The organism is Paenibacillus sp. J22P51 (assembly GCF_059692215.1).
Map to the genome: position 1 here is coordinate 819,991 of NZ_JCAUAZ010000002.1, position 23,555 is coordinate 843,545.

The window sequence follows — 23,555 nt, forward strand, 5'->3', positions numbered from 1 at the left end:
CGGGATAGATTCACTCGTTGGAAAAGGTAAATATTTAGATGAAAAAGGAGCTAAGTGGCTTGTGCGCGCTTAGCTCCTTTATTTTTGGCATCCTAAACGACACCTTGTGCAATCATAGCGTCGGCTACTTTGGTAAAGCCTGCAATATTGGCTCCTACAACGAGATTGCCTGGATGGCCATATTCCTCTGCAGCTTGGACAGCGCTTCTGTAAATATTTTTCATAATCGTATGGAGCTTGTCGTCTACCTCATGGAACTGCCAGGAGTATCTCATACTATTTTGCGACATTTCTAGTGCAGATACGGCAACACCGCCTGCATTCGCTGCCTTAGCTGGTCCAAACAACACACCTGCTTGCAGGAATACATCAATCGCTTCCAAGGTTGATGGCATATTTGCGCCTTCCCCAACTGCTTTTACCCCGTTGCTTACAAGAATTTTCGCTGATGCCTCATTAATCTCGTTCTGTGTTGCGCTAGGAAGTGCGATATCACATGGAATGGACCAAATGCCATGACAACCTTCATGATAGGTTGCGGACGGATGCTCTTTTACATACTCGCTGATTCTCGTTCTTTCAACTTCTTTCAACCGTCTAAGCGTCTCAAGGCAGATTCCGTTTTTATCATAAATATAGCCGTTGGAGTCGCTGCAAGCAACGACCGTAGCGCCTAACTGTACCGCTTTTTCAATGGAATATGTGGCCACGTTGCCAGAACCGGAAACGACAACAGTGCTTCCCTCGAAGCTAAGTCCCTTGGATTTCAGCATCTCGTTCACAAAGTAAACACAACCATAGCCAGTCGCTTCGGTACGTCCCAAGCTGCCGCCGTAGATGATCCCTTTACCTGTCAATACACCAGATTCATGAGCTCCGCGAATTCGCTTATACTGACCGAACATATAACCAATTTCACGCGCGCCTACGCCAATGTCTCCAGCTGGTACGTCCGTGTCTTGACCAATATATTTATAAAGCTCTGTCATGAAGCTTTGGGTGAAACGCATAATTTCGTTATCAGACTTTCCTTTTGGATCGAAATCAGAGCCGCCTTTACCGCCGCCGATTGGCTGACCTGTAAGGGAGTTTTTAAGTGTTTGTTCAAACCCAAGAAATTTAATAATACTCGCATTAACGGAGGGATGGAAACGCAATCCCCCTTTGTAAGGTCCAATTGCACTATTGAATTGAACGCGGAAACCGCGATTCACTTGCGTAATCCCTTGGTCATTTACCCACGGTACCCGGAAAGTGATTAAACGCTCCGGCTCAACGAGCCGTTCAAGTATACCGTGTTTCATGTACTTCGGCTGCTTGGAGAGAACCGGAATCAACGACTCGATAATCTCTTTCACAGCTTGATGGAACTCAGTTTCATTCGGATTACGTTTGACTACGGTTTCGTAAATGCCATGTACATACTCTCTTGCAGCAATATCATTATCCACTTGAACTAACACCATGTCCTCCACCTTCACAATTCAATTATGGTAAAAAAGTATATTAGTATAGTTTTACCTTATTCCAGCCAATTGGGCAAATAAAATTTACATGTCATGTAAGCTTACTTTTATGTGTGATTAAAGTGCCCATATGAAATGGGAGATGTCACTTATGCAGGTATAGTGAAATAAGGAGCTAAACTTGGACTAAATTTACAGATTGTAGTATAATTTACAGACTCTTAATGGAAAGATCATTAAGTTTCAAGCCTACAATGTACAAAGTAAAGGAAATAGCTACATGGATAATCGAACAAACCGCACAGATCCGCGCATACTTCGAACACGTCAATTGCTCAAAGATGCCTTTGTGGCACTGCTTCAGGAAATGAATATCGATAAAATTTCGGTCAATCGTATTGCAGAGCGTGCTACGATTAATCGCGTTACCTTTTATCTGCATTATCGAGACATTCCCGATATGATGGACAAAATGGCGGATGATATGATCGAGGAAATATCTACAATTTTGAACAAAGCGATGGGAAATCAGACTTCCGCAGAAGATGAAGATTGGTCGGTACTTGTGAGTCTTCTCGAACATATTGCTGAAAATGCTGCGTTTTATAAGGTCATTTTTGCGGCACAGCGTATTCCGATCTTTACGGATCGTTTGTTAAAACTGTTGACAGAAATGGTTACTTTAAGAATTGAGAGTATGGGGAACGAAGCCACAATTACATCAGCAGGTATTCAAAAGGACATTGCCATTTGGTACGGATCATCAGCCTTGATCGGTACGATCGTTGCTTGGCTGCGAAAGGATATGCCGTATACGCCGATTTTTCTAGCCAAACAATTTATGTTGATGCGAACACTTTCGTAAAAATTGGAGCTTTACAGTTACTCCAACTAGCCGGGCTTCGCTTCCCTGACCACCACCTTACAACTTAGCTGGAAAACCTACTGTTAAATTTATGATTCAAAGCATATTTTTGGAATTAATTTACAAAGGTATACCTCAAGGCGTCTCGATGTATGTGGATCGCTATACGTTTGTTCGTTTCGGACTTCGTGTGCCGCCCAGCATTGTGGATAAGTAAAGCCTCGTTTTTTAACACGCTAGAATTTATATGTATGGGGTAGGGGGTGAGCGAAGCACACCCCAATTTACCATGTTAGAGAGCAGACGTTTTCGGTTTCCGAAAACGTCTTTTTAATTGGGGATAGAACAACCTTTAAAACGCGGTCGCTCATCTTCGAAGGACTTCCATAGCAGCTAAATCTAGGGAGTATTCTATTTAATAACTGTAAAAATACTGCTAATTTCGTCCGGATACTCACTGTATTTCAAATAACTGTAAAAAAATACAGTTAATTTGAAGATGTTTCGTCGAAAACGGAAGAATGCAAAGAAATAAATGGACTTTTTCCACTTATTATAAAAAAATAAGCGTGAAACTAAAAAATAGATGGAGTTTTTCCAGTTATTAGGACGGCTTCGCCGTTTGGCAGAGTAATCCTTAATTCATTTCTCTGAATCTCTCTGGTGTAAAACCGACTTGCTTGCGAAAGCTCGCAATAAAGTGACTTACATCACGGAATCCTACGTGAGTAGCTATATCTTTAATCGCTTGATGTCGGTCGCTAAGCAGCATTTCTTTGGATTTGCGAATTCGCATCATAATGAGGTAAGCGTAAGGTGAAAGGCCGAAAGCATGTTGAAACAAGGTATTCATATGCCTCGGTGTGACTTGAAGAACAGCAGACATTTGTTCAATCCCGGTATCCGGATTTGCGTAGTGAGCTTCTAGCCATTCCGTTAAGGGCTGCAAATGAAGCATTTGATTACCAATCGAGGTGCGGTTATTGATTTGAGCGTGCTTTTTAATTTGAATCAAGAAATGATACAAATCTGCGGAGGCATCGTAGCCAGAGTAATCTGCTTTTGTCTCTAAGTTATTTAGGATATGTCCAAGAGCTAAGCTTAAAGGGCCTTCGGCATCCCATCGGAAAACGGCAGACTCGAGCATTTCTAATGTGTTCAAAATAGCGTGCACGCAGTTGCCGCCGAATGTGACATATTGTGTGCACCAAGTGTCGGTAACGGCGTAATAAGAATGCGGTACACCTGGGAGCAAAAGCACGCCTGTTCCTTTCGGTAAACGCACCGTTCTGTTGTCCATCTCAAACTCACCTTCGCCCGCATAGGTTTGTAGCCAATGATAATAAGGGAAGCCTTCATTTCTGATGCGTATTTCCTGATCTTCATGATGACCGATGCTATCGATAAATAAGGGGTAAGGTTGGGCTGACTTAGGTGTTAATAAAAATCGGGTATGCATTTCGAATCATCCTGTTCCATTTTCTTATATAGGGTTGCAAATATATTATATTTTAACGCGATTATGAATCCAATATAATGTATTTATTCTTATATGAAAATCAATTGAAGAGGTGCGAAGCGTGATACATACAAAGCTGCCTAAGATTTGGTACGGTGGGGATTACAACCCTGAGCAATGGGATAAAGAGGTTATGGATGAAGATTTACGGATGTTTAAACTTGCGGGTATTGATGTAGCGACAATCAATGTATTCTCGTGGGCACTATCACAACCGAACGAAGATACTTATGATTTTACTTGGCTGGATGAGACCATCGAGCGTCTCCATGCCAATGGGACCTACGTTTGTTTAGCTACAAGTACGGGCGCTCACCCGGCGTGGATGGCAAGGAAATACCCAGATGTTTGTCGGGTGGATTTTGAAGGACGCCAACGTAAATTTGGCAAAAGGCATAATTCTTGTCCCAATAGTCCAACGTTCCGTACTTATTCGGAGCGAATGACAGACAAGTTAGCTGAACGCTATAAAGATCATGAAGCCATACTGATTTGGCACGTTTCCAATGAATATGGTGGTTATTGTTACTGTGACAATTGCGCTGGCGCATTTCGCGCATGGCTGCAAGAACGATATACGACATTAGATCAATTAAATAAAGCCTGGTATACAGGGTTCTGGGGGCATACGTTCTATGATTGGGAAGAAATCGTGCCACCTAATGCACTTACTGAGGAAACGCAAGGCGATCGTTCTTTCTTTCAGTCTATTTCATTAGATTATCGCAGATTTATGTCCGATAGTTTGCTAGATTGCTATAAGTTGGAGTATAACGCGATCAAACGGCACTCAACCCAATTGCCGATAACCACGAATTTAATGGGTCTTTACAAAGAATTGGACTATTTCAAATGGGCGCCATATTTGGATGTGATCTCATGGGACAATTATCCGGCCTTGGATACGCCGATCAGTCTGACATCCATGACGCATGATCTCATGCGTGGATTAAAGGACGGTCAGCCGTTCATGCTGATGGAACAAACACCAAGTCAACAGAATTGGCAGAAGTACAACTCGTTGAAACGACCAGGAGTCATGAAGCTCTGGAGCTATCAAGCGATTGCTCATGGAGCGGATACTATCTTATTTTTCCAGCTTCGTCGATCCGCAGGTGCTTGTGAGAAATTCCATGGGGCTGTCATTGAGCATGTTGGACATGAACATACACGCGTATTTCGTGAATGCGCGGAACTAGGGCATGAGCTTGAGCGGCTATCAGATAAAGTACTGGACGCAAGAGTGAATGCGCGTGTCGGCATTGTGTTCGATTGGGAAAACCGCTGGGCGGTTGGACTCTCGAGCGGTCCAACTATCGCTTTGAATTATGTAGATGAAGTGCATAAGTATTATGACGCCCTGTTCCAGCAAAATATTCAAGTAGATCTCATTGGCACCACTACGGATCTCGCTGGCTACGATATCGTCATTGCACCTGTTCTCTATATGGTGAAAGAGGGATATGCCCAACGCGTAGAAGAATTCGTTCATGCCGGCGGCACCTTTCTTACCACCTTCTTCAGCGGCATCGTCAATGAGCATGATCGCGTAACCCTTGGCGGTTATCCAGGCGAATTGCGGAATGTTCTTGGTATTTGGGCGGAAGAAATCGATGCGCTGTTCCCAGATCAGAGCAACCAAATCCAGTTGAATGAGCAATGGGGAGGGCTTGACGGCAGCTACCAATGTGGCATTCTGTGTGATTTAATCCATGCTGAAGGCGCAGAAGTGAAAGCCGTCTATGGCAAGGATTTCTATCAAGGCATGCCTGTGCTTACGGTCAATAAATATGGGGCGGGCCAAGCTTGGTATGTAGCCTCGAGTCCAGAGCCAGCATTCTTACAAGGCCTCCTTGGCAACTTATGCCTAGATAAAGGAATCACCGCAGCCATTCCCCCTGTGCCTGGGATTGAGGTTTCTATCAGAACTACAAGTAATGATGAGTCATTTGTGTTTATATTAAATCATAATGATCAAGCTACTTCGATTGCATTAGGTGATCTGAAGGGGATTGACATACTATCCGGCGATTTCTTAGCAAACGACGTTACACTTCCACCTAAAGCAGTCCTTATTATTGAGAAGCAACAATAATCGGTAAATCTCATAATGGGATCCAAATGGAAAGGGAACTAGGATGCGCTATTTGCAGCTAAACGCACTAAAAGGACAATGAAAGGGAACGACAGGACCTTATTTGTCCGAAAAACGCATAAATACCATAAAATTGGTCAAATAGGTACCCACGTTCCTCTTCAGGCCAATAATGGCCGATATTGTGGAAATAGCGCACCTAGGTTTTCTTTTCGATGCCGCGTCATGGCAACTTCAAGGATTTGACGACTTGCAGAAATAACATACCTTCAGAACATAAATGACCTATAAGAGGAGCACTTTGTTTCAAAGTGTCCGTCTCATAGGTCATTGTTCATTTACTTGACCGTATATGTTGAATGCCTGTCCTAAATGCTTAAATGAAACTCGAATGCGGTTGGAAAAGTAGAAAAAAGCGAAATACAGTACAAATGGAAGCATTAAGAACTCTCATTTTGCTCGAAATAGAACTTAAATAAGGGATTAGAAATTGTTTATTTGAAGAATGGAGGCTAACATTGGGTATAGAGCAACGATGACTGAAAAGGAGTGAAGCTAAAGTGAAACAAAAGAAAGGATTCATGAACTATCATTCATATAAGAAAAATATACAATTAAGTATCCTAGCTCTTCCCGCAATTTTGCTAATATTTGTTTTCTCGTACATCCCTATGGGGGGGATATTCATTGCTTTTAAGAGTATTAATTATGAACAAGGCTTGTTTCATAGCCCGTGGGTAGGTTTCGAGAACTTTAAATTTTTCTTCACATCAAGCGATGCATGGCTCGTGGTAAGAAATACACTTTCCTATAATCTTATATTCATCGGAGTAGGGACATTCTTATCTGTTGTTTTTGCAATTCTGTTAAATGAAGTACTCAGTACCAGGTTAGTAAAAGTATATCAAACGATCTTTTTCTTTCCTTATTTTTTCTCGTGGATCATTGTTGCCTATATGGTATATTCCTTTATCGGTCCTTTTGGTGTGATCACATCGATAATGGCCAAACTGGGCTTTACGACGGATTATTATACCTCAACCTGGATATGGCCATTTTTATTAATCTTCATTAATATATGGAAAGGGTTAGGCTACGTCAGTATTATCTTCTATGCAGGCATCTTGGGGATCTCACAGGAGTATTTTGAAGCTGCTGAAATTGATGGCGCTTCCAAGTTCCAAGTGATCCGCAATATTACGATTCCTCTTCTAATGCCATTAGTTATTATTTTAACTCTCTTATCCATTGGTAAAATATTTTATTCGGATTTTGGTTTGTTCTTCTTTGTTCCAAGAGAAATTGGGCAGCTATTTCCGGTTACACAAGTTATTGATACCTATGTTTACCGCATGTTAAGGGTTTCCGGAGATCTTGGGATGTCTTCAGCGGTTGGATTATTCCAATCCACGATGGGCTTTATCGTTGTATTGCTAAGCAACCATATCGTGAAGAAAGTAAATGATGATAACAAGCTTTTTTAAGAAAAGTATGTTATTCGCTACATTAGAATTCGCATAGGAGGTATGGAATGTTATCAAAGAAAGCATTGCCCCAAACAATAATCAATATCGTGTTCATACTATTTAGTCTCTCTTGCATAGTTCCGCTTATATCTATAATCTCAATTTCTTTTTCAAACGAAAAGGACATTGCAAAATATGGTTACAGTCTCATCCCGCTAAACTTTGATCTTACCGCATATGCGTATATTTTGTATAAACCGCTGCAAATTGTAAACGCTTTTAAGATTTCACTTTTTGTAAGTATAGTAGGAACTTTTCTCTCCTTATTGGTTATGGCTGGAATTGCCTATCCACTTTCGCGAGAAGACTATAAATGGAAAAACAAACTCAGCTTTTATGTTTTTTTTACAATGCTGTTCAATGGCGGTCTGGTTCCTTCTTATTTATTAATCTCCAACTACCTGCATTTAAAAAATACAATATGGGTTTTGATTCTTCCTTATTTGGCAGCACCTTGGTTTATTCTAATCCTGCGCTCATTCATGCAGAAGATACCGCACAGTATCATCGAATCTTGCATGATGGATGGGGCCAACGAATTTAGAATTTTCGTTCAAATCATTCTCCCGCTTGCCAAACCAGGACTTGCAACTGTCGGTTTGTTTACACTACTGACGTATTGGAATGACTGGTGGCTAAGTTTGCTTTATATTGAAAAGGAAAGCCTGATCCCCTTGCAATTCATGTTATACCGGATGATGAACAATATTCAATTTTTGACTAGCTCTTCAAATATGATGCCTCCAGATATGAAGTCTAATTTGCTTCCATCAGAATCAGCACGTATGGCGATGGCAATCCTTGCTTCAGGCCCTATGCTTCTTGTGTTTCCAATGTTCCAAAAACATTTCGTTCGCGGCTTAACTGTTGGTGCAGTAAAAGGTTAGCTTATGAATGGAGTCATATCCATTGTAAGAATAGATCAAGAAATTATAGAGGAGGATTCACCTATGTTGAAAAGATCAAAATTTTCAAAAACGGGGATCGTAGCAACAAGTATGGTAGTCATGTTTAGCATGCTGCTTTCTGCATGCAGTTCGTCTACGAAAGAACCAACTCCATCGGCTGCAGCTACAGCAGCTACAGCAACTACAGCTCCTCAAGCAACAACTGCAGCTTTACCAGAAGTGAAATTGACGTGGTATTTCCCAGGTAATTTCCCACAGCCTGACCAAGACCTTGTATTTGCTGAAGTCAACAAAGTTATTAAAGAAAAAATCAATGCTACCGTAGATTTCAAGCCTGTCGGTTTTGGTGAATATGATCAGAAGATGCAAGTCGTTATTGCCTCTGGCGAAGCCTACGATTTGGTATTTACTTCAAACTGGATTAACAATTATACGCAAAATGTTGCTAAAGGCGCATTCTTGCCATTAGATGATTTACTTGCGAAATATGCTCCCAAATCATTTGCTCAGGTCCCGAAAACATTCTGGACAGCAACTAAAGTAAATGGGAAAATTTATGGATTTGTAAATGAACAAATCTCAGCTAGAACGCCTGATGTCATTATCCCTAAAGCATTGGCTGAAAAGTACAAGTTTGATATTAATTCAATAAGCGGTAAATTAACAGTCGACAACTTTAGTGCACTCGAGCCATTCATACAAGCTGTAACGAAAGATGATCCGAAGAAAGCATTTGTTACCGGGTTAAGTCAATTTGGGGATGGATTCAATTTTGAAGCCATTTCAGGAATGAATGTTCCTGGAGCTGTGGTGTATACAGATGATTCGCTTAAAGTAGTCAACCAATTCGAAACGGATAGTGTTAAAAAATTTGCTGCCATCATGAGAGATTGGAATGCGAAAGGTTATTTGAACTCCAAAGAGCGTATTTCCACCAAATTGGATAATAGCCAAGAACTCTCTCAAGCTGGAAAAATGGGCGTTTTGATAGGCGGAGCTTACAAACCGGGTGTTAATGTTGCTAATGATAAATTAGCAGGTTATCCAACTGTGGATGTACCGGCTGGCGTAGCCCATCTCACAACAGGTGGAATTGTAGCAACTATGCATGCGATCAACAGAAATTCCAAAAACCCTGAAAGAGCTATGATGCTTCTTGAACTTTTAAATACGAATCCAGAAATTTATAACCTTTTAAACTTCGGGATTAAAGATAAACACTTCAAAATTGATTCAGATGGATTCATGGTTCCTGGGGATGCAGCTAAACAATATGCTGCGAATGTACCTTGGATGTTTGCTTCGAATTACCTTGCCTATGTAGACAAAGGAATGCCTAAAACGGTTTGGGCTGATACTAAAAAAATGAACAATGATGCTGTACCATCCAAATTGTTAGGGTTTACTTTCGATGCTACACCAGTAAAAGCTGATATTGCGAAAGCAAGCGCAGTTTATGACGAGTATTACAGAGCGATTGAGCTTGGTGTTTCTGATGAAGCGAAATATAACGAATTCTTGGCAAAACTAAAAGCAGCTGGATCTGATAAGATCATTGCTGAAATGCAAAAACAGATTGATGCTTGGAAAACAACGAAATAAAACGAAATAATTAAAATGGAGCTGTCCTTTAATCATCGCAAGTGATTAACGGGCAGCTCTTTCAATTATTATTACGATATTGCTTGGGAGCCATACCGACATATTTTTTGAATAAACGAGAGAAGTAACATTCATCCGAATAACCTAATGCATCAGAGATATCCTTAATTTGCATGTCTGTATTTAAGAGTAGTCTTTTTGTTTCCGCTATTTTCAAGCGATGAATATATTCGTTTAAGGGATATCCGGTATATTGGCTCACCATCCTTCGCAAAGTAGGAACCGCTATATGATTACGTCTCGCTATTTTTTCGGAATCAATAGGCTCATATAAGTTATTGGAAATATCGTGGACTAATTGGACAATATGTAATTTGGTTGCTTTTTCATGCGGTTCATTTGATTTCGATATCCATTCATAAAGAAGTGACTCTAATAATAGGGAGGCCTGGTCTACTTTAGAAGGAACACCGCTTTCTATAAGGAGAAAAATCATTTCTAATTTATGTACAGAGGCTTCTTCCCATCCGATGTGTTTGACTGTATCTATCTGGAATAGCCAGTTTGTTAGCCATTCCTGAATACGACTTCCTTCGAACCGGATGTAATACTCATCCCAATTACCATTCTCTTCGGGTCCATAATGAAAAGCAGCTTCGGGATATACAAAAAATAAGCTGCCTTTCTCCACAGGCTGTCGGATTCCGCCATCTACTTGGTAGAAGCCTCTTCCTCCAGCGATATAGGCTAAGGCCCAACTATCGAATGTTGCCTGGTTACGTTGTAAGGTTCTTCCTGGTAAATGTCCCATTTCGGTAATTGTCAACGATTTGATATTCAGCTTCGATTTATCCACTTGCAGATCAGCCACTCGAATGGGGAAGGGACTGATCATATAGTCCAAGAACTTTGTCATCCGCTTCATTCCTTCCTGCAAAAAAAACCATTATTCTAAGTGTGTAGGGTAACTAACTTTTCTCAACGTTCTTTGCAAAAGATTATAGATGTCATGCGAACATGCGTTGAACACATTTATTATAACGGAGGGATATAGGGATGGAAAGAGTTGATCAATCAATTCTGCTTCGAGATGTTGAAACAGCGAGCCAAATGATGAGGCGTTACTATTGTACGGTGAAAGAGACGATGAGGGCGATGGCGGGGTACCTGCCCACAATGAAAAACTGGCCTGCGAAAAAAATGCTTGCTAGGCATATTTGGTTTGATGCCATGCATGCCGATATGCTCCGGTCAAGAACTTTGGATTTGCGATATCCAAGAGTGGATGCCGACAACCAATCCGACGCTAACTTGATTGTTTTTCTTCGGAATATTCCTAATGCTCAATCGGACGAACAATTCCTCATTCATATTTATAACGTTATAAAACCTCTACTTTTAAGCGCATTTAAGGAGTACATGAAGGAAACGGATCCGCTCGATGATGCTCCTAGCCATGCCTATTTAAAACGGATTGTCATGGAGTTGGAGGAACAACTTCAGGAAGCTGCAACCATTTTGGACTTCTTGGATATTCATACACCTGAAGTGGAGAACAACAAAGCGGAATTTAATGCTTTATTTGCAAGTTGTGGTGGCGTTCATGGGCCAGACCGGGAAAACGGGTTTATTTATCCGCAAAAACGTTATGAACTTCCACTAGAAGGAGGGCGCGATGCTTCATGGGAACCAGCCGTCATGCAAGTTCCGCCACGAGACCCAAAGAACTCGCTTGAGCAGCGTTTGTGGATTGCTATTGATCATGCGAATGAGGTTTGGGCTTGTGAAACGGCTGCTGCAGTGATCTGGGAATATGAGGACATGAAGTGGGACCTATATTATGGCGCGGCTAGGTGGACCTACGATGAAATGCGGCACGCCATGATGGGGGAGCAACGACTTAAAGAGCTTGGATTTGAAATGGGTATTGATGTTCCGATGGTGCCGGATCATTGGCGAGCTTTTCGCGATAGGGGGATCTTGTCCCTAGTATTACTACTTCACGGTTTGGAGCAGAAAGGTCCGCTTCATAAATCCAAATTGAGAAACGAATTGTTTGCAGTAAACGATTTGAATGGGGCTCAAGATTGTGATTATGATTGGGCGGATGAGTCTAATCATATTTCGTTTGGTCTTTCCTGGATCAAAGCTATTCGTCCAGAGTGGGATAAAGAGCGGATCATGGAAGAAACACAGCAAATCGTCACCGAATGGGTAGATTGGATTCAGTATAGGCATGAAAGTGGCAAACATGGGTATGAGAAGTTTATGGAAAGAATTGAAGCGAAATCGCAAAAAATGACGGGTAATGAAACGTTGATTCAAGCAGCAACGACTCACTTAAACAAAAAACTTGGAAAGTAAAGGTTGAGTACACCATGGAATTAAAGCTGATTAAATCTACTTGGGGAATGAAGGGCTCCTATGAGGAGTTATTCAAGCAGATTGCAGATGCAGGTTACGCTGGCGTGGAAACGAACCTTCCTGACACTCAGCATGAAAGTTTATTTAAGGAGCTCCTCGCCAAGTATCAATTGGATTTCATAGCGCAAATACAGACTGTTGATAATCACTCAGAGACTTTCGGTGAATTGGTTACGAGAGCGGCAACATTTCATCCCAAACTAATTGTTTCTCAAAGCGCAAGGGATTGCATGAGCTGGGCGGAACAACTTAAGTTTTTTGAACAAGCGATAGAAATCGAAAAAGAAACAGGCATACCCGTTGCGCATGAAACACATCGACATCGCGCTATGTTCACCCCCTGGACGACATCCGCTCTCTTACAGGAGTTTTCGGAGCTTAAAATTACGGCTGATTTTAGTCATTGGTGCTGTGTCTGTGAGTCGCTGCTCGAAGATCAGTTGGAAGCACTCGAAATCGCTATGAAGCGAGCCATACATGTGCATGCTCGTGTTGGGTTCGCACAAGGTCCACAGGTTTCTCACCCAGGCGCTCCAGAGTATGCACGCGAGCTTGCAACACATGAAGAATGGTGGAGGCAAATTGTAAAATCTCTCTCATCGCAAGGTGCTGCAGCAATTACGATGACAACTGAGTTCGGGCCACCAGGGTATATGCCTACGTTGCCGTTTACCAATCAGCCGGTGACCGATCTCTGGGATGTTTGTTTGTGGATGTCCCAAAGACTCCAAATGAAGTTTCCAACGTGGATTAATTCATAAATTCATCAAGGATAAAAAACCAACCTAATTCCGTTAATACGGAATGGTTGGATTTGTTTCCAGATTTTACGCTAATGGCAGTACCGGAAATGGATTCCACCACTACGTCGAGGTTGAGGTATACGGGCAATAGGGAAACTCTCACTTTTAAACATAAAAGCCAATTAATGTAATTTTTATTAGTTAAACTGGTACCCACAGACTGGACACTTTAAAAAAAGTGTTTAGGGTGTGGGTACCTTTTTGTATACAGATAGAAGTAAACAATTGATACTTTTGTTCAAAAAATATGTATTTATTCCTTTTATATTTTTTTAAATTGATTTGTTTTAATTTCTTGTGTTACTCTTTGAATAGGGGGAGTTGTTGAAATGCTCAAGAAATTCATACTGAAAAATCCTTTTCAGCTGTTCCTTACTATTCTATTACCCTTCCTACTAAGCACATTGGTGCTGCTTTTTGTACAATCCTCATTCTTAAGCCGCAATTTCGAGAATTTTGCCTTGGATATGGTCTACAATCAACAAAAAACCGACCTGCAAAATACAAGTCGGAATGTAAGCGTTATGGCCCAATCAGCAAAGTCAGTCTCCACCACAGCTTTTTTCGATGATACCATTAAAGACATCCTATATTCGGATGTTCGTTCTGAAGAATTTACTAAATATCAGCTCAAATTGGAAGCGTATAAAAATATATATCCCTTTCTGCAGTCTATTTATATCTACAATGGCAATAAAATACATGCTATTCCCAGCACAAGTTTTGTTTATGATCGTTCCTCCTTTGAGGATAAAGGGATATTTCCAATTTTGGATGACATTCAACATAATAAATCCCATAGCATGGTGCTGAGACGAATTCCTAATGTCCTATACGGCATTTCCTCTACCGAGAAAGAAATATATGTGTATTCTTATCTTTTCTTCGATTCACAAGTTACAAGCGGCAAAGTAAGTGAAGCCATTATTCTTAATATTTCGGAAGAAGCGGTTAGAAAAAGTGTTAGCTCATCTGACCATAAAAACGAGAATCGCATTTTTATCGTCAATCAAGATGGTAAGCTGATGTCTACTGATGATAAACATCCATTGCTTAGTGATCTTAATGAAGAAGACTACATTAAAGTCATAAATACCTCGAAAGAACCAAGTGGAACCATGCGTATGGATGTCGAGGGCGTGGATTCATTTGTTACGTATGCAGCCACAGATGCTTTTGATTGGAAATTAATCAGCATTACACCGTACCAAGTGATCGTTCAAGATGTACAGAAAATGAGGAAAAAGACGTATCTCCTTGTTCTTTGTTTCATTATCGGAAGTATCTTACTATCGTTTTATTTTTCCAGAAGGCTTTACGCTCCAATTAAATTGGTTATTCAAAACTTCAAAGTGTTGGAGTCTGAGAAGAGGAATGAGTTCTATTATAGAAAACAAAACTTCTTGAGAAAAATGGTACTCTCAGGCGATATCATCTCTGGTGATATCCTTCATTCCCGCTTTAATACCTATAAAGTAGATCTCGAACCTTCCGATTCCTACTTGCTATTATTGGTGAAAATAGATCGATTCTCTGAATTTTGTTCAAAATATAATCTGGGAGATCGAAATTTACTCAAATTCGGAATGGTTAATATTGTTTCGGAATTGGTTTCAAAGGCTTATAAACATGAATGTATTGAGGTAGAGGAAGATCAAATTCTAGTACTCATCCAGTACAGATCTGATGACTTCTATCCTTCTGAGAATGAACAGCTGGTCTCACTCGCGAAGGAAATTCAAACTAGCACACAACAGTTTTTAAATATAGCAACATCGATTACATGTGGAGAAGTATTTGAGACCTTATATCCTTTGAACTTTCACTACTTAAAAACACTGGATTTATCATATTACAGATTGATCTTGGGTCACCAGTGTATCATCTTTAACGAGAACATAAAATATGTGACAGAAGACTTCAAATATCCGCAGGATCTTGAGAAAGAACTAACGGATGCCTTGATTCAAGGCCAGTTCATCGAAGCCAAGCAAGCATTATCCTTCATGATAGGGAGTGCTTCTAAGTATAGTTTTACAATTCTCAATTCGGTGCTCATTCGTATGCTGTTATCCATTCGTCACGCGATTGAAGTGGTAGAAGCGAATCAATCCATCAAGGTGAAATTCAATTTCAACACCTATCTGGCTAATCTTCAAAAGATGGAAACGTTAGAAGATATTCAAGCCGATTTCTATCATTTGTTTGATCATTTGTCCATGGAGTTGGAATCCAAGAAAGATAACAAATACATCAAGTTGCTTGAAGACGTGAATCAAATCATTCACGAGGATTTCGCTAATCTATCTTTATCCTTGGATACCATCGCGGAGAAAGTGAATTTATCACCCTCCTATCTAGGGAAATTGTATAAAAAACACCGGCTCATCTCAGTAACCGATTATATGAATAACGTACGACTTGCTTATGCAAGTGATCAGATTGCCTCAACCGAAGAGACGATCAATGACATTATGGAGAAGTCAGGGTTCTCAAGTCGCAGCCATTTTTTCACACTATTTAAGAAGGCGTATGGAGTAACACCTAATCACTATAGAACGAATGCCAAAAAATCCGTACTTGTGGAATGATCGCAGGTGCGTTTTTTTGCGTTAACACTCATTTGAGAACAAATGGTTACAATCAGTACTTCCATTTTTCAATGTGGAGAACTAAATGATATTTTTAGGGGTTGTGTTCCATTTTATGGGTGATACAATAATCGAAAGACATAGAAATTGAGAAGAAAGAGGAGAAGAAAATGGAGTATACAACCTTCGGGAAAACAGGACTCAGGGTGTCTCGACTAGGCTTGGGGGGCGCTCCACTTGCCGGCGATTTTGGTGAAACGGATGAAACTGAAGTGCAGACTCTCATTCATGAAGCGCTTGATTCAGGGATTAATTTCATTGATACGGCTCCTAAATATGGCAGCGGGGAATCCGAGCGTCGCATTGGTAAAGCGCTTTCAGGACGAAGAGATCAAGTTGTTCTTGCATCCAAAGCCACGAGATTTGACATGAGCTATGATTACAAAACGACAATTCGTTCCGTGGAAGATAGCTTACAGAGGCTGCAAACGGATTATATGGATATCTTACAAATTCACGATGTGGAAACGCAGTCCTATGAGCTAATCATCAACGAGACAATTCCTGCATTGGAAAAGTTGAGGCAGGACGGTAAGATCCGCTATTTGGGTGTAAGCACACGGAATTTACCTTTACTGATGAGCTACATGATAACGGATCGGTTCGATTCGATTCAATTTTATGCGCGTTATATGCTGATCGATCATACGGCTAAGGATGAAGTTATACCGCTTGCTAAAGGAAAAGAGATGGGTGTTATTAACGGAAGTGTCCTTGGGCTTGGGATGCTGGCAGATGCTCCGGCTCATTTTCTAGAAGAGGATGTGCGATTAAAATCCTTAAGTCGAATTGAGAAGCTAGCGTTCTTGCGAAAGACGGACCCGCATGGACTCATCGAGCCTGCGATGAGATTTAGCTTAAGTAATCCGGATATTCATGTGACGTTAACGGGGGTATCTTCGCGGAGCACACTTCGTACAAATTTGTCTTTCTGTGATGGAAAAGGTTTAGAGGTAGCAGATCAGCAACAGGTTTTTAACTTATTTCAAGGGCAGCCTTTGTTTGACTAGTTGATTCTTAAATGAAAAGGGGAAGCGTGAAATGACAGTATCTCAAAATGATAATGCTATGCCGTTTGTTCGTGCCTCAGAACGTGTAATACCGCCGCAGTGGGCTTTGCAGGAACAGCTTCTTTTTGAAACATTGAATAAAGCAGCTAAGGAATTCGTGGCTAGATATACGCATCCGGACGGCACGCTCATTTGGTTCGAGCATTGGCCGGGGATGGACGGATCAGATGATCCTTATGAAGGCTTTATGAATTTGGCGCTCTTGTATGTGCTTGGTGGAAGCAGTGAGCTGCACGAAATATCCCGCAAAATATGGGATGGCATTACGTGGCAGTGGACCGAATACGGGCAAATCCACCGAGAATTTGATGCGTATTATGACTGGATGCATCATGGTGAAGGCTACTTGTATTTGTACTTCTTAGGTTTGGCAGGGCCATCAACGCTGAAGGATCGCCAACGAGCGAAGAATTTCGCGGCGATGTACACGGGGGATGACCCGGAAGCTCCTAACTATGATAAAGCATTGAAGCTGATTCGATCTCCACTTAACGGCAGCAAAGGCCCGCGGTTCGAGGTGTCTGAAGAGGACTGGAGCACGCATCGCGGAATCTTGGATGATTACCTAGCCCCATATGAAGATATTCCAGGCGTAGACTTCCAGAGTCTTAAATGTCAATGGAGCGATGATGAGGTCTATCACCATCTGATTACCATGATGAACGAGCGAATGAATCGCGGTGATGTGCCGTTAAACTTGAATGCAACAGGGTTAATTACGCATGCGTTTCTGCATTCCGGGGATGAGAGCTTGAAGAGCTGGGTGATCGACTATGTGAATGCCTGGCAGGAGCGAGCGCGCTTGAATGGCGGGATTATTCCCGACAATGTCGGGCTTAGTGGACAAATTGGGGAATACAATGATGGGAAATGGTGGGGCGGTTACTATGGCTGGAGATGGCCTCATGGGTTCATGACGATTCTTGAGCCGATTACGAACGCCTGTATGAATAAGGTCTTGCTCACCGGTGACCTCGATGGGCTGCAGTTGGCGAGGGAACAACTCGACAAAAACTGGGAGCTCCGCAAAGAACAGGATGGGAAATGGGTTGTCCCTTACAAGTATTTCGATAGTGGTTGGTCCGATTATCGCGGGGCAAATCCCAAGTATCCCGTCTACCTATGGTCGATGTCCATGGCGGAGGAGGATTTAGAACGAATCGAACGCATCCCGAAAGACCATGACTGGAATGAGGTCATCGTACCTGAGTTCTCCGGCAGAGACCCGAGAACGGGTAGAGAGACGAAGCACTATATAGGCAATACGCAGCCATGGTATCAATATATTCGCGGACTTTTGCCGGATTATCCCGAGCGAATATTAGCAGCGAATTACGCGATGATTGGCAATCAGCTAGCCAAAATGAGAGCACCAGAAGGTGATCCGTATAGCTGGACAGAGCACTATAACGAAGGTATTTACTCTGCCATACACATTTGGCAGGAAATGTGCCCTCTCTACTTTGAAGGTCTTGTGCAGCTAACACTGGGCGGACCTATGCACATCTCTCATGGGGGTTTGCAGCATGGGCGCGTTCGATATTTTGATGCTGGAGCGAAGAGACCGGGATTGCCAGCTGGCGTATCCGCTTTAGTAGAGAAGCTGACTGCTGATTCAGTGACCGTTCAATTGGTTAATACGAATCCGTTTGATGATCGGGAGCTCATTATCCAGGCTGGCGTTTTTGGTGAACATCAGTTTAGGAATGGGGAGATTGTCAACGGAAATGGTGATGTGACCGGAACTGTGGACGTAAACGGGAAGTGGTTGCATGTTTCATTGCCAGCTGGAACAGGAGTCACATTATGTATAGCAATGGATCGTTATGTAAATAGCCCAACTTATGATATGCCTTGGCCGGATCCAAGTAACCATACAATTATTACCCGGGTAATGACATAGATGTTTGAAAAGAAAAAAATATGTTGTAAACAAACATATATCGTTATAAAATAACATTAAAAATGAGTGAGGTGAAACTTTAAGATGTCATTGAAACCTAGACTTAACCGGATGTTCAGCAAGCAGGGCAAATGCTTTGATGTTGCGATTGATCATGGCTTTTTTAATGAGGTAAGTTTCTTATCCGGCATTGAAAATGTGAAGCAAGCGATTGAAACGATTGTGGATGCAGGTCCAAACTGTATCCAACTCAGCATTGGTCAGGCGAGACATCTCCAATCGATTCCTGGCGGGCATAAGCCAGGGCTTGTTCTTCGTACTGACGCAGCAAATATCTATGGAAATACACTTCCTCGTTTTGTGTTTAGTGAACTAATTCATCAGGCGATCGAGCAAGCCGTTCGTATGGATGCCGTATCGGTTTGCGTTAATTTACTCTTATTGCCGAATCAGCCAGAGCTTCATTATCAATGTGTTCAGAACGTTTCCCGCCTAAAAACAGAGTGTGAAAAGTATGGAATGCCTCTGATGGTGGAACCCCTCGTTATGTTGGCTAACGAAGCTAAGGGCGGTTATATGGTAGATGGAGATATCAATAAAATTCTCCCTTTGGTTAGGCAGGCGGTTGAGCTAGGGGCAGATGTCATCAAAGCAGATCCATGCGATCACGTAGAGGAATATGCCCGCGTCATTGAGATTGCTTCCGGTATTCCTGTATTGGTGCGCGGGGGTGGCCGAGCAAGTGATGAAGAAATCATGACGCGTACGGTTGAATTGATGAGGCAAGGCGCTTCGGGAATTGTATATGGGCGCAATGTCATACAACATCCGAATCCTGCAGGAATGACCAAAGCTTTAATGTCTATTGTTCATCATGGCGCAACAGCCGAGCAAGCACTTGCCCAGTTGTCCACCTAACCAAATCAAACAAAGGAGTATGCGTATATGTCAAAAACAATCATTCGCTTTGGTGTTATTGGCTGTGGACTTATGGGCAAGGAATTCGCTAGCGCGGCTGCCCGTTGGTGTCATTTGACACAGGTAGATTTTGCGCCAAGTATCATAGCCGTATGTGATGCAAACGCTTCCGCTACCCAGTGGTTTCAAGAGAATGTCCCTAGTGTGGAAGCTGCTTATACGGATTATAAGGAATTGCTGACTAATCCGAATGTGGATGCCATTTATTGTGCCGTTCCGCACAATCTACATGCTCAAATTTATATAGACATTATCAAGGCTGGTAAACATTTGTTAGGGGAAAAGCCATTCGGTATCGATCAAGAGGCGAATTCCCTTATCCAGCAAGCCATTCAAGAGAATCCTCATGTTATCGTTAGATGCTCTTCGGAGTTTCCATTTTTCCCTGGGGCGCAGCAAATTGCGGCTTGGGTGAAAGAAAATAAATTCGGGAAAATCATTGAGGTGGAGGCCGGCTTTTGGCATTCCAGCGATTTGGACCCTACCAAAGCTATTAATTGGAAAAGGCAAATCGCCACGAATGGCGAATATGGATGCATGGGGGATTTAGGCATGCATGTCCTGCATCTGCCATTGCGGTTTGGTTGGAAGCCCCAATCGGTGAGAGCGCTCTTGTCCAAAATTGTGCCTAACCGACCTGACGGCAATGGGGTAATGGTGCCATGTGAAACTTGGGATAATGCCATTCTCGCCTGTGATGTTCAGACGGTGAGCCAGCAGTTTCCAATGGTGCTGTCTACGAAACGAATTGCTCCAGGCCATGCCAATACTTGGTTTATTCGTATTACGGGAACGGCATTCTCTGCCGAATTCACAACGAAAAATCCGAAGCAGGTAGCATCCTTACCCTATACACCAGGAGGCGTTCAGGCTTGGCATGTGGCAGATGCGCCATATAAATCAGCCTACGCTACGATTACAGGAGGCATTTTCGAATTTGGCTTCTCCGATTCGATTCTCCAAATGTGGGCAGCCTTCTGCGATGAACTGGTTCACAATAAGGCAATTCAACAGCCTTTTCACTGCGCTACTCCTGAGGAAGCAGGAGATAGCCATATCATCTTTACAGCGGCATTGGCATCGCATCGAACAGGTCAAACGATACCCATTGACTGGAGGAACTAAACTTGTCCAGGCAGAGCCAAGCGGAAGTGATTGTAGCCGGACATATTTGTTTGGATATTATCCCAACGATTCGTGGCCAGCATATAGGTTTGGATGCGTTATTTGTACCGGGAAAGCTTGTTGATGTTGGAAAGGCTGTGATCTCGACAGGAGGTGCTGTTTCCAATACGGGGATAGCGCTCTATCGCCTCGGCAGCAAGGTTAGTCTAATGGGCAAAGTGGGCAATGATTTATTTGGTGAAGCCATACTATCTATTCTTGGCGGTCACAATCCATCCTTAGCACAGGGGATGATCATTGCTTCAGGTGAAAACAGCTCTTACTCTATTGTCATTAGTCCGCCGCAAACCGATCGGATCTTTCTGCATTCGACTGGAGCTAACGATACGTATTCAGCGGCTGACCTGCACGTAGAGCAGCTTGAAGCTGCTCGTTTGTTTCATTTTGGGTATCCGCCTTTGATGCGCAGCATGTATCAGAATAATGGTGATGAGCTGGTTTTCTTACTGGAAAAGGTTAAGAGCAGTGGGGTGACAGTATCCCTTGATCTCGCCAAGCCTGACCCTGCATCCGATGCTGGGCGCGCGGATTGGCGTGCGATATTAACAAAAGCCCTTCCTTACGTTGATGTGTTTCTGCCTAGCTTTGAAGAGATTGTTTATATGCTTCATCGGGAGCGGTATGAGGCTTGGATGCGTGAATCAGTCTCAGGAGATTTGCTTCCTTTTGCTACAGGAGACTTTCTTTCTAAGATAGCAGAGGAACTATTGGAAATGGGAGTCGCAATCGTCGGATTAAAGCTAGGCGAGCATGGACTGTATGTTCGTACGACTGGTGACGAGGCTCGTCTGTCCGCAATGGGAAGATGTTCACCTGCAGAGGATTTGATTGAGAATTGGTTGGATAATGAATTGATTTCATCGTGTTATCAAGTTGATGTTGTTGGCACAACAGGAGCTGGTGATTGCACGATTGCAGGATTCTTATATAGTTTATTAAACGGAATGAAGCTTGAGCATATCCTGCAAACCGCACTTGGTGTCGGTGCTTTCAATGTGGAGCATGCGGATGCGATAAGCGGAATTCGAACGGGTTCTGAGGTTTGGGAACGTATAAATAACGCTTGGGCCAAACATGAGATGAAGTTAGAGTTACCTAACTGGGTCTTGAATGAGCAGCTCGTATGGATCGGGCCGCAACACAAAAAAAGCCGGAGGAGCCGATAATCCATGAAAAGAAGTCAAATTCGTCAAGCGCAGGAGCGTACGGCGCACCTATTGGAGTTGAGCGGAATTGTGTTGACGGAGGATGAAATTCGGCGCATTGAAGTAGCTGGTTTCGGGCTCCAGCAATTGGATGTTCAAGGTCTCGAGTTGGTTACCTATGTGAATACAGACCGTTATTGCGCGAAGGAATTAGTTTTGTTCCCTAGACAGACCTGCCCAGAGCATCTACATCCTCCAGTAGGAAATGATCCCGGTAAAATGGAAACGTTTCGCTGCCGCTCAGGAAGCGTTTGGCTATATGTGGAGGGTGAAGCAGCTGTCGTACTTAACGCAGTAATTCCTGCCGGAAGTGAGGCTTACTTTACGGTGTTTCACGAAATTGAATTACTTCCAGGTGAGCAGTATACAATTGAGCCTGGCATTAAACATTGGTTTCAAGCAGGGGATCATGGCGCGGTTGTTTCTGAATTTTCCAGCACCAGTCGAGATGAGTTTGATATATTCACCGACCCGCGCGTTGAACGGATGCCGCTTATTGAAGAAGACTAGTAAGATCAGAACTGACACGGAGGCTTTCCATATGCAAAACCCAATCAATCACCGACAGCAGCAAATTCTGGATCGGATGGCTGTCGATGGTGAAGTCAAAATGGCCGAATTAAAAGAAATGTTCGAGGTCACAGAGATGACCCTGCGCCGAGATATGGAGAAGCTTGAGCAAGGGGGATATATTAAGCGAACATTCGGTGGAGCGATATTAGTCGGTAATGATATTACGCTGCACGAGCGGTCCGGCGTTTTTATTGAAGAAAAAATAAGGATTGGAAAACTAGCCGCGCAGCTGATTCAGCCTGGGGAGTCTATCTTTCTTGATGGCGGATCGACAACGCTCCAGGTGGCTAAGTTTATACAGATGAACCAGCATATTACGGTTGTGACCAATGCACTCAATATTGCTGCGGAGCTGCAAGGTAAGCAGATTTCGACGATCGTTATTGGCGGCATGCTGATGGGCCAAACTTCTACACTTGTAGGACCAATTGCAACGGAGGCCTTGGAGAAAATGGCATTTAACAGGGCATTTATTGGAACAACAGGTGTGAGCCTGAAGCATGGCTTCAGCAACTCCAATATGCACGAGACTGAGATCAAACGTCTTGCCATCCAGCAGTCATCCGAAGTGAATATTGTGATGGATCATTCCAAGTTTGGCAGGCAGGACCTGTTCTCCTTCGCAAGCATAAAGGCTGTGGACCGCATTATTACGGACCAATTACCTGATCAGGTCTTAGAAGACGCCTTCAAAGAAGAAGCTGTGAACATTGTGGCGAGTAACTGAATCATTTGATCCTCTAATCACAAGCCGTCAACCTTGCAACAGCAAGAGTGAACGG

At 42.6% G+C, this 23,555-nt stretch carries 18 protein-coding genes; 15 read left to right on the forward strand and 3 right to left on the reverse strand.

What is annotated here, in order from left to right; all coding sequences use genetic code 11:
- Window positions 1–92 precede the first annotated feature (92 nt).
- Window positions 93–1,466, reverse strand: coding sequence for an NADP-specific glutamate dehydrogenase (gene gdhA / locus AC58QC_RS07950; protein WP_497414636.1), 1,374 nt, complete (start codon window positions 1,464–1,466; stop codon window positions 93–95).
- Window positions 1,467–1,746: 280 nt separating this feature from the next.
- On the opposite strand from gdhA, the gene AC58QC_RS07955 reads away from it, so the two are divergent.
- Window positions 1,747–2,331, forward strand: a complete 585-nt coding sequence (locus AC58QC_RS07955; protein ID WP_497414637.1) for a TetR/AcrR family transcriptional regulator — start codon at window positions 1,747–1,749, stop codon at window positions 2,329–2,331.
- Between the two features lie 637 nt (window positions 2,332–2,968).
- Here AC58QC_RS07955 and AC58QC_RS07960 read toward each other — a convergent pair.
- Window positions 2,969–3,790 (reverse strand): helix-turn-helix domain-containing protein, encoded by an 822-nt coding sequence (locus AC58QC_RS07960; RefSeq protein WP_497414638.1) that lies wholly within the window; start codon window positions 3,788–3,790, stop codon window positions 2,969–2,971.
- A 121-nt stretch (window positions 3,791–3,911) separates the two neighbouring features.
- On the opposite strand from AC58QC_RS07960, the gene AC58QC_RS07965 reads away from it, so the two are divergent.
- The 4 genes from AC58QC_RS07965 to AC58QC_RS07980 all read left to right on the forward strand — a co-directional run bounded on the left by AC58QC_RS07965 (window position 3,912) and on the right by AC58QC_RS07980 (window position 9,981).
- Complete coding sequence (locus AC58QC_RS07965) at window positions 3,912–5,945, forward strand: beta-galactosidase (RefSeq protein ID WP_497414639.1); 2,034 nt, start codon at window positions 3,912–3,914, stop codon at window positions 5,943–5,945.
- Window positions 5,946–6,505: 560 nt separating this feature from the next.
- On the forward strand, window positions 6,506–7,429 hold the full coding sequence (locus tag AC58QC_RS07970; protein ID WP_497414640.1) for an ABC transporter permease: 924 nt from the start codon (window positions 6,506–6,508) through the stop codon (window positions 7,427–7,429).
- 47 nt (window positions 7,430–7,476) lie between these two features.
- A complete protein-coding gene (locus tag AC58QC_RS07975; protein ID WP_497414641.1) occupies window positions 7,477–8,358 on the forward strand; it encodes a carbohydrate ABC transporter permease in 882 nt (293 codons plus the stop codon).
- Between the two features lie 63 nt (window positions 8,359–8,421).
- Window positions 8,422–9,981 (forward strand): ABC transporter substrate-binding protein, encoded by a 1,560-nt coding sequence (locus AC58QC_RS07980; RefSeq protein WP_497414642.1) that lies wholly within the window; start codon window positions 8,422–8,424, stop codon window positions 9,979–9,981.
- Window positions 9,982–10,042: 61 nt separating this feature from the next.
- Here AC58QC_RS07980 and AC58QC_RS07985 read toward each other — a convergent pair whose 3' ends face one another.
- Window positions 10,043–10,897 (reverse strand): AraC family transcriptional regulator, encoded by an 855-nt coding sequence (locus AC58QC_RS07985; RefSeq protein ID WP_497414643.1) that lies wholly within the window; start codon window positions 10,895–10,897, stop codon window positions 10,043–10,045.
- A gap of 140 nt (window positions 10,898–11,037) precedes the next feature.
- On the opposite strand from AC58QC_RS07985, the gene AC58QC_RS07990 reads away from it, so the two are divergent.
- The 10 genes from AC58QC_RS07990 (at window position 11,038) to AC58QC_RS08035 (ending at window position 23,500) form a co-directional block, all read left to right on the forward strand.
- Window positions 11,038–12,345 carry a DUF455 family protein gene (locus tag AC58QC_RS07990; RefSeq protein ID WP_497414644.1) on the forward strand — a complete coding sequence of 436 codons (1,308 nt, stop codon included), beginning with the start codon at window positions 11,038–11,040 and terminating at the stop codon, window positions 12,343–12,345.
- A gap of 14 nt (window positions 12,346–12,359) precedes the next feature.
- Window positions 12,360–13,166 (forward strand): sugar phosphate isomerase/epimerase family protein, encoded by an 807-nt coding sequence (locus AC58QC_RS07995; RefSeq protein ID WP_497414645.1) that lies wholly within the window; start codon window positions 12,360–12,362, stop codon window positions 13,164–13,166.
- A 371-nt stretch (window positions 13,167–13,537) separates the two neighbouring features.
- Window positions 13,538–15,799 carry an AraC family transcriptional regulator gene (locus AC58QC_RS08000; protein ID WP_497414646.1) on the forward strand — a complete coding sequence of 754 codons (2,262 nt, stop codon included), beginning with the start codon at window positions 13,538–13,540 and terminating at the stop codon, window positions 15,797–15,799.
- A gap of 170 nt (window positions 15,800–15,969) precedes the next feature.
- Window positions 15,970–16,869 (forward strand): aldo/keto reductase, encoded by a 900-nt coding sequence (locus tag AC58QC_RS08005; protein ID WP_497414647.1) that lies wholly within the window; start codon window positions 15,970–15,972, stop codon window positions 16,867–16,869.
- A gap of 31 nt (window positions 16,870–16,900) precedes the next feature.
- Complete coding sequence (locus AC58QC_RS08010; protein WP_497414648.1) at window positions 16,901–18,832, forward strand: DUF8034 domain-containing protein; 1,932 nt, start codon at window positions 16,901–16,903, stop codon at window positions 18,830–18,832.
- Window positions 18,833–18,916: 84 nt separating this feature from the next.
- The gene (locus AC58QC_RS08015; protein ID WP_497414649.1) at window positions 18,917–19,750 is read left to right on the forward strand and encodes a class I fructose-bisphosphate aldolase; all 834 of its coding nucleotides are present in this window, start codon (window positions 18,917–18,919) and stop codon (window positions 19,748–19,750) included.
- A 27-nt stretch (window positions 19,751–19,777) separates the two neighbouring features.
- Window positions 19,778–20,935 carry a Gfo/Idh/MocA family protein gene (locus AC58QC_RS08020; RefSeq protein WP_497414650.1) on the forward strand — a complete coding sequence of 386 codons (1,158 nt, stop codon included), beginning with the start codon at window positions 19,778–19,780 and terminating at the stop codon, window positions 20,933–20,935.
- A 2-nt stretch (window positions 20,936–20,937) separates the two neighbouring features.
- Window positions 20,938–22,161, forward strand: a complete 1,224-nt coding sequence (locus tag AC58QC_RS08025; RefSeq protein WP_497414651.1) for a carbohydrate kinase family protein — start codon at window positions 20,938–20,940, stop codon at window positions 22,159–22,161.
- A 3-nt stretch (window positions 22,162–22,164) separates the two neighbouring features.
- Window positions 22,165–22,710 (forward strand): D-lyxose/D-mannose family sugar isomerase, encoded by a 546-nt coding sequence (locus tag AC58QC_RS08030; RefSeq protein WP_497414652.1) that lies wholly within the window; start codon window positions 22,165–22,167, stop codon window positions 22,708–22,710.
- 31 nt (window positions 22,711–22,741) lie between these two features.
- On the forward strand, window positions 22,742–23,500 hold the full coding sequence (locus AC58QC_RS08035; protein ID WP_497414653.1) for a DeoR/GlpR family DNA-binding transcription regulator: 759 nt from the start codon (window positions 22,742–22,744) through the stop codon (window positions 23,498–23,500).
- Window positions 23,501–23,555 lie beyond the last annotated feature (55 nt).

Excerpts from the sequence above, each read along its gene's own strand:
- gdhA (WP_497414636.1), bottom strand. The coding sequence starts at position 1,466 with ATGGTGTTAGTTCAAGTGGATAATGATATTGCTGCAAGAGAGTATGTA.
- AC58QC_RS07955 (WP_497414637.1), top strand. The coding sequence starts at position 1,747 with ATGGATAATCGAACAAACCGCACAGATCCGCGCATACTTCGAACACGT.
- AC58QC_RS07960 (WP_497414638.1), bottom strand. The coding sequence starts at position 3,790 with ATGCATACCCGATTTTTATTAACACCTAAGTCAGCCCAACCTTACCCC.
- AC58QC_RS07975 (WP_497414641.1), top strand. The coding sequence starts at position 7,477 with ATGTTATCAAAGAAAGCATTGCCCCAAACAATAATCAATATCGTGTTC.
- AC58QC_RS07980 (WP_497414642.1), top strand. The coding sequence starts at position 8,422 with ATGTTGAAAAGATCAAAATTTTCAAAAACGGGGATCGTAGCAACAAGT.
- AC58QC_RS07985 (WP_497414643.1), bottom strand. The coding sequence starts at position 10,897 with ATGACAAAGTTCTTGGACTATATGATCAGTCCCTTCCCCATTCGAGTG.
- AC58QC_RS07990 (WP_497414644.1), top strand. The coding sequence starts at position 11,038 with ATGGAAAGAGTTGATCAATCAATTCTGCTTCGAGATGTTGAAACAGCG.
- AC58QC_RS07995 (WP_497414645.1), top strand. The coding sequence starts at position 12,360 with ATGGAATTAAAGCTGATTAAATCTACTTGGGGAATGAAGGGCTCCTAT.
- AC58QC_RS08000 (WP_497414646.1), top strand. The coding sequence starts at position 13,538 with ATGCTCAAGAAATTCATACTGAAAAATCCTTTTCAGCTGTTCCTTACT.
- AC58QC_RS08005 (WP_497414647.1), top strand. The coding sequence starts at position 15,970 with ATGGAGTATACAACCTTCGGGAAAACAGGACTCAGGGTGTCTCGACTA.
- AC58QC_RS08010 (WP_497414648.1), top strand. The coding sequence starts at position 16,901 with ATGACAGTATCTCAAAATGATAATGCTATGCCGTTTGTTCGTGCCTCA.
- AC58QC_RS08015 (WP_497414649.1), top strand. The coding sequence starts at position 18,917 with ATGTCATTGAAACCTAGACTTAACCGGATGTTCAGCAAGCAGGGCAAA.
- AC58QC_RS08020 (WP_497414650.1), top strand. The coding sequence starts at position 19,778 with ATGTCAAAAACAATCATTCGCTTTGGTGTTATTGGCTGTGGACTTATG.
- AC58QC_RS08030 (WP_497414652.1), top strand. The coding sequence starts at position 22,165 with ATGAAAAGAAGTCAAATTCGTCAAGCGCAGGAGCGTACGGCGCACCTA.
- AC58QC_RS08035 (WP_497414653.1), top strand. The coding sequence starts at position 22,742 with ATGCAAAACCCAATCAATCACCGACAGCAGCAAATTCTGGATCGGATG.